This is a genomic window from Candidatus Micrarchaeota archaeon, assembly GCA_021163225.1.
Classification (GTDB): domain Archaea; phylum Micrarchaeota; class Micrarchaeia; order Anstonellales; family JAGGXE01; genus JAGGXE01.
The window spans coordinates 1-5,941 of the sequence record JAGGXE010000027.1; the positions used below are offsets into that span (position 1 = coordinate 1).

Genomic DNA, 5,941 nt, shown 5'->3' on the forward strand with positions numbered 1-5,941 from the left:
TGTTTATTCTCACTAAAATACCTTCTCTTTCGAATCCCTCCATTTTCCATAGGATAGTAAAATTTGGTCCAGCCACGGCCAATAAATTATCATAAACATCAAACCACTGACTCTCATTAAGAACTCCTGTCCCTATATATCTTTCCGCACTGCTCATTTTTTTGTATACTTTTCCTATATCTGGTTGACTGGCATACAGTATGCCAGAGATGCCTTTTGCAATACCTTGGTGCACACCAAGGTCTATAGGTTCATAGTTTCGTATATCTACCAAACCCTCATCGGTCACAGGACCTGGTATCACACGGTCAGTACCTTCACTACGATGATAGACGATCAAGTCAGGTGTATCATCATCATTAAATTTCGAGATCACCAAACGAGGAACGTTAAGTACACCTCCCCTCCCCGTCAACGGTTTGTAAAATACGACCTGTGATTCTGTGTCTACATCATGAACACCAGACATCAGCCCTGACGAACCACCATTTATCACATGTACAAAGTCCGTACACCAGCCACTGCTGTAATGCCGTGAACTGTAACTGCTACCGATCACTATATCATTAATACCATCACCAGTCACATCACCAACTACTACATCACTAAAACCATAATAGGTACCGTCGTGACCAACGAATACAGAACCATAATCAAATTCATTTGGGTCCGACAAGGTGACAACCGATGGCAAACTGGAACCTCCACGTATCATCCACACACCGGACCGTGGCGCTACGGTGATCAGGAACAATTCGTCCGCACCGTCACCGTCATAATCGTAAACCTTGGCCCATAACGGACCCATGTACGTGATCACTACTGAAGGTTCCATAGCCGAATCTTCTGAAAGATTAAAGGGACCATAATAAATATCACATTCGCTTTCTCCGCTTCCTGATAGTACCACCAAATCACGGACACCGTCACCGTTGAAATCACCGCTGTAAACGACCGGCAGGTATCTCATCACAGGCATACGAACACTGTTTACGGATGATATATCTATTCCCTCTACATAATTTGGCCGTGTCCCGTTGACTGCTGCAACCATCAACATAACGATACAAACCACACCAAGCACATACTTTCTCATGATTAATTTTCAAATGGTTAATTTTTAAAAGCTAAGCATTAGCTTCGTCATATTTGCGATTGTGAATAAAAATCCGAATAACTCGATACGAAGAATTAAGTTTTCTGCCGAACTATCGACCTACTTTATCCCTCATTCTCATTATCCCCTTTCTCATATTCTTACACTTCTCCCCTTACCTCATCTTCAACACGGTGGATTAATCTTTAAAGAATTATTCACAAAGGCACGTCATATTTCATCTTTTGAGGATGGTACAGACCTCCGGAGTACAATGAGATAACAAACCAGAACCATTAAATATATCTTAATACCACATATAACCATGAAGACGAAACACGGTTCTCCAGGAGTCAGAAGGGAGTCGGTAAAACCGGAAGGAAACGCGTTTCGTTCACGTATGCCTTTAGAGGATTCGCAACTGTCCGAGAGGTTGAAACGGATCTACGAATCTGAGAAAAGAGATTTTATATACTCAGTTTTCTTACGTGTCAAAAGAAACGTTGAAGAAAAGTATCTCATGGAACCGAAAGGTCTTCCTCACGAGTTCTATTCATTGGCAACGGTCAAGTTCAGACATAGTTATTGGAAAGGGTTTAATCCTTTACGCATAGACCATCTGGATAAGGCGTTGAAGATGCTCGAAGAGAAGGGTGCGCATGAACTCTCTTTCCACGACTTGTGGCGGTTGTACCGTATGTTGGGTGTACCGGATGAGTCGGCTGTTGATAAGATCAGAAAGAACGGGTTGGACTGGTACGTAGACCAGGTCAACAGCAAAGCGGTGCATTGGGCGACAACCGAAGACGGATACGTTGGAAGATACATCTACAGAAAATGGGACTGCTACGATTTTTTGACGGCGTTGTTGTTTGCCGTTGAACACGATTATTCCAAAGCTATCGATGTGCGAGATAGTGGTTTGTGGAAGACGACAGATTCCATATTCAACTATGGATACGACTGGTTTCATGCGTCTTTCGGTCCGGAACCGTGGGCCGGGTTGAAGGAAGGTATGATTCTTTATGCTAAGAAGTGTTCCCCCATCTCACGTACCCGTGACCACTGGGGCATAGTAGTCCGTATGGAGAACGGACTGTTTGTTATGCACAGAACTGGTCAACCGTATCCGCAGATCGATGAACTACGTTTCTTCTACAGATACTCTAACAGGAAAGAGGAGAAACCTGTCCATGTTTACTATCCTAACGTATGAATTCTACCAGAGAACGCCGGTTAGATAGAGCACGGTCGGTACGATGAGGCTTCCCATGAGATGTATCCTTCTTACACCCAGGCTTAATGTGATTAATCCCAAGAGGCATGCACTGGTCAGAAGGATCAACCCCATCAATCCGGACACCAGAGCCACTATCGTTACGAGGTATAATATGATCACGGTGTTAAGTTTACTGAGGGTAAGTTTGATCTTCATTTTCGATATCGTGTAGAGGATGACCAGACCTATGAAGATTCCGCAGACCAGGAGTAGGATGTCAACAACCGGTTCCGTTATACTGATCTTTGTGAACGACCCGATCCGATTCTTCCCCACCTCTGTTTTCATCGGTATTCCAAATACCACCTTGCTTATACCCAACGAGGTGAGAAATCCCAGATAAAGCACATCATTACTCAGAAACGGAGCAAAGAATACCGCCATCTGACCACCCGTTGCTATGCCCGGCAGCAGGTCGGCAACAAATCCTGCACCGACCCCCAACACCGCTAACCATAGGTGGACGTTTACTGGCGACCGTGACGGTTTGATTTCTACCTGTTCACCCGATAGAATGAGCATGGGCAGTGCGAACATACCGACAAACATCGGAAACAGGGGTTCTTTTATCGGCAGCACAGATGTTAACGTTCCCAACAACCCTGCCGCCAGAAAAACCATCGTCGATTTTAATATCTTGTTGAATTCTCTATCGACCGTTATCATATAGACTGTAGCGCCCAAGAGTATGTATATCAGGAACGGACGTAGGACAACGTATATCTTTTTGTACCATGCAAACGCGACGGGCAGGGTCAGTAACGTAATCACAACCGCTACAACACCGTAAGCAACAACCGTTCTGATCGCAACGTTTCCTTTACCTCTTTTGACAAGGCGTTGACCGGGTAACATCGATACAACGAGGTTTTCATCCGGTACACCTAACACGATCGATGGGAAGAACGAGAGCACGGTATATATTCCGGTAACGAGCATTGTTGCAGTTTCGAGCGAACCGTTAGACATCAGGTCTGCCAGGATTTCCGAGACCGTGTTAACGTGTAATCCCGGAACGAGCCCGGTAAATACACCCACAACTATCCCTATGATCACAGATAGAAAATCCATGTTACCACGGATTGTAATATTCGATACTGTCTGCTATCACATACCCTTTTCTGACCGTACCTTTGACGATCACCGTGTCGCCTTTGTCGATATACCTTTTGTTTCTCTTTGTTGTGTACACCTTAATACAATCATCACTGTTACACACTTTGAACATTATCCTATCTGTTCGTTCTTTTCTGAGTTCGACAGTCCCGGTGAACATAACCTTTGTTCCGTACGACATGGTGTTGAGATGCGATATCTCTGCATATTCGGGCGGTAATGCTGACGAAAGGAGGAAGAGGATCAACAGCGATAGAACGAACGACATCACAAGTAGTAGGACGAACTGTTTATCGTTAATCTTCATCGAACCACCTTTTCATCTATTCTATCAGATCTTCGAAAGAGAAGAGTTCTAAAGCGGTCCGTTTATTTATCGAATAGGATTTCTCATTTTCGGTGAGCAGATGGATAGGTATGAACCTCCAACCCAACCTCGGGATCCGCCAGGCTATCATCGTCGTTATCCCTGTGATGTCCTCCCATTTTTTTAGGTTATCTATCTGGGTACGCGGGATCTGAAGGTTTTCCCTGTCCCATGCTTTGCATTCGAAACAGTACTGTTTCCCCTTGCGAAAAACCAGTATATCGGGTGTGTCGTGGTTTCCGGAACCCGCTGCTCGGATCACACGAAACCCGTGTTCTATAAACATCTTGGTAAGTTCCCTTTCCGCTCTCGAACCCTTCGAATACCTCTTCATCTTCTCACCCGACGGAAAACCAAGATCAGAATCAACAATCCTATTCCAACAAACAACAGGGTCAACCCGACCTTTTGAATCATGTTCGGTCCTCCATGCTCTCTTTCACCGGTCACGAGGAACGTTAACGTTTTGTTTGTCACGGTTTCAGCTTTGTTCGAACCCGGCGATTTGTTAACGCCGGTTTTGTTGAGGTTGTCCGTTTCGTTAACCAAGAGTCCTGTTTCGTTATGGGTTGTTCCGACCTCTATCCCGGTCATGTTAAAACTTATGTTAACCATCTTCACACCTGAGAAAGTAACGTTTTTAGCGTACTCCTCACCGTCGATGAACATCAGTTGATACTCGCCTTTCTCAGGCACGCTGATCACATAGAACCCAGAACCTGCCTGTCCGACACCGTATTTTATCCCGTTTCTAACGGCTACAACTCGGTCAAGGTCGGGGATGTTTACCGTGCCGTAAATGGTAGGGCTTGGATTTTTGATGAGCAGCAGGTTGACGGTTACATCGCCCTGAACGTGCATAAGTACCGGTTTGTCAGGGTAACCGCGTCTTCTGATGACGACCAGGTAGTACCCTGTATCTTCTTCAAAGGATGCCTTTCCATCGGTGATGTTTACCGTAAGCACCGACCCATCCGAACCGTACACGGTCAGGGAACCTCCAGAGACTGGTCGTCCGTCCAAATAGTTTACATTAACGGTTACTAAATGTGAGAATACGGCGGACGGAAGTAGAAACACAAACATGACGAATATGACCCTATGCATCTTTATGCACATTTGTTTCACCCGTATCCTCTATAACAATTCTTGATGCAAGGTTTATATGGATTTCTTCAGGTTTGTGCAGGACCGCGTTTTCGACCCTGACGACCATACCTTCTTTAAGTTGGTTCATGTTTATCGGGCTGTGCCATACCACTACACGGAACCAGTTCAACCCTTCCATAATTTTGAACGCAAACATCTTTCTTTCGACGTTTCCGTACATGTAATAATATTCGGGATAGATTTCAACTATCTTTCCCCTTGTTGTGACACGTGTTCCGTCCTCCAATTTATGAAGTTCTGAAAGCTCTGTGACGGGTGCTCGACGAATGACAGTTATCTGTGTCTTACGTCCTGCATAATACTCATCGTATCTGGCGTTGTACTTGAGATGTTCCAATTTTATTACATCCCCTATTTTTATTTTGTCTAATCGTCCGACGTTCTCCCAAAACATGACCAGGTACTGTTTATCTTCGGAATCCTCCAGAAGTGCGCGTTGCACCCTGTAACTTCCTTTCTTAGTTTTTATCACGAAGGGGAGAAAAACGCGTCTGAGTTTTCCTTCAATAGAGTATGTTTTTTTCAACCGTTTACGTTCCGATACACGTCTTATATGCTCCTCTGTGACAAACCCATCGTAACGTTTTAATATACGGACCTGTTTCTTCCGTGAGTTTTCCGATAACATCATTATGTATAACATTCAATCAATTTATTTTATTTATTATGATTAGATTATGCATCAAAAAACATGAAAGGTTAACCATAGTGCAAAACACTTGTCTGAGGTGTGGGACCATTGTTTCGTTTAGATTTTTAAAAACCTTTCCCCCTATGAAGGGAATGTTTTTTAAAGAAGTTTAGTTAGAGCATTCCGGTTAGGTGTGGTTAGGTGAAATGTATATCTCTGACCAGATTTTCATAATGCCTACTTTTCATCCTCTCATTTAAGATCATCTTAAGTCTGGTGAAA

The 5,941-nt window shown here is 44.0% G+C and carries 7 protein-coding genes; 1 reads left to right on the plus strand and 6 read right to left on the minus strand.

Annotation, left to right across the window (positions count from 1 at the left end):
* Window positions 1-1,096 (minus strand): hypothetical protein (locus tag J7K41_02050; GenBank protein MCD6549473.1); only part of this gene is annotated, 1,096 nt, incomplete at its 3' end.
* Between the two features lie 325 nt (window positions 1,097-1,421).
* Between J7K41_02050 and J7K41_02055 the strand changes: the two genes are divergently transcribed.
* A complete protein-coding gene (locus J7K41_02055) occupies window positions 1,422-2,312 on the plus strand; it encodes a hypothetical protein (protein MCD6549474.1) in 891 nt (296 codons plus the stop codon).
* Between the two features lie 3 nt (window positions 2,313-2,315).
* Here the strand turns inward: J7K41_02055 and J7K41_02060 are convergent, their stop codons facing one another.
* From J7K41_02060 to J7K41_02080, 5 genes are read right to left on the minus strand one after another with little or no spacing between them, the layout of a single operon-like run.
* Window positions 2,316-3,446, minus strand: a complete 1,131-nt coding sequence (locus tag J7K41_02060) for a tripartite tricarboxylate transporter permease (GenBank protein MCD6549475.1) — start codon at window positions 3,444-3,446, stop codon at window positions 2,316-2,318.
* A gap of 1 nt (window position 3,447) precedes the next feature.
* Complete coding sequence (locus tag J7K41_02065; protein ID MCD6549476.1) at window positions 3,448-3,798, minus strand: hypothetical protein; 351 nt, start codon at window positions 3,796-3,798, stop codon at window positions 3,448-3,450.
* 16 nt (window positions 3,799-3,814) lie between these two features.
* Entirely contained in the window at window positions 3,815-4,192 is a 378-nt protein-coding gene (locus J7K41_02070; GenBank protein MCD6549477.1) for a hypothetical protein, read from the minus strand.
* On the minus strand, window positions 4,189-4,977 hold the full coding sequence (locus J7K41_02075; protein MCD6549478.1) for a hypothetical protein: 789 nt from the start codon (window positions 4,975-4,977) through the stop codon (window positions 4,189-4,191). Before J7K41_02075 ends, J7K41_02070 begins: the two co-directional genes overlap by 4 nt.
* Complete coding sequence (locus J7K41_02080; protein ID MCD6549479.1) at window positions 4,958-5,659, minus strand: hypothetical protein; 702 nt, start codon at window positions 5,657-5,659, stop codon at window positions 4,958-4,960. Before J7K41_02080 ends, J7K41_02075 begins: the two co-directional genes overlap by 20 nt.
* Window positions 5,660-5,941 lie beyond the last annotated feature (282 nt).

Coding starts and splice junctions, on each gene's coding strand:
- J7K41_02055 (MCD6549474.1), top strand. CDS start 1,422: ATGAAGACGAAACACGGTTCTCCAGGAGTCAGAAGGGAGTCGGTAAAA.
- J7K41_02060 (MCD6549475.1), bottom strand. CDS start 3,446: ATGGATTTTCTATCTGTGATCATAGGGATAGTTGTGGGTGTATTTACC.
- J7K41_02065 (MCD6549476.1), bottom strand. CDS start 3,798: ATGAAGATTAACGATAAACAGTTCGTCCTACTACTTGTGATGTCGTTC.
- J7K41_02070 (MCD6549477.1), bottom strand. CDS start 4,192: ATGAAGAGGTATTCGAAGGGTTCGAGAGCGGAAAGGGAACTTACCAAG.
- J7K41_02075 (MCD6549478.1), bottom strand. CDS start 4,977: ATGTGCATAAAGATGCATAGGGTCATATTCGTCATGTTTGTGTTTCTA.
- J7K41_02080 (MCD6549479.1), bottom strand. CDS start 5,659: ATGATGTTATCGGAAAACTCACGGAAGAAACAGGTCCGTATATTAAAA.